Annotated in this window: 1 protein-coding gene; it reads right to left on the bottom strand. The window is 62.1% G+C overall.

Annotated elements, in window-relative coordinates:
• Positions 1-515, bottom strand: a 515-nt coding sequence (gene ruvB / locus Q3Y53_RS13080) for a Holliday junction branch migration DNA helicase RuvB (protein ID WP_303536818.1), incomplete at both ends; no start/stop codon positions are given.

The raw sequence follows: 515 nt of genomic DNA, 5'->3' as shown, positions 1-515 counted from the left end.
CACTTCCAGCATGTCCAGCGCACGCTGGGCCATGGCTTCGGTAATTCGCCCTTCGCCCTTCACTTCCGCGTAATCGCGCACCCGGCGCAACAGCCGGTTGGCAATGCGCGGCGTACCACGGGCACGACGTGCCACTTCCAGGGCGCCGGCATCATCAATGGGAATGGCAAGAATGTCGCAGGCACGAATCACAATCCCGGAGAGATCTTCCACGGAGTAGAACTCCAGCCGCTGAACAATCCCGAATCGATCACGCAGGGGGGCAGTCAGAAGGCCCGCCCGGGTGGTGGCCCCCACCAGGGTAAACGGCGGCAGATCCAGTTTAATGGAGCGGGCCGCCGGCCCCTCACCGATCATGATATCCAGCTGGTAATCTTCCATGGCGGGATAGAGGATCTCTTCCACCACCGGTGACAGGCGGTGGATCTCATCCACGAACAGCACATCACCCTCTTCCAGGTTGGTGAGGATGGCCGCCAGGTCGCCGGCCTTTTCCAGTACCGGCCCGGAGGTAG

The sequence above is a fragment of the Synechococcus sp. YX-04-1 genome (assembly GCF_030546365.1).
GTDB lineage: Bacteria > Cyanobacteriota > Cyanobacteriia > PCC-6307 > Cyanobiaceae > Parasynechococcus.
The sequence above is the reverse complement of the archived record's forward strand: the minus strand, read 5'-3'. Positions and strand labels throughout refer to the sequence as shown.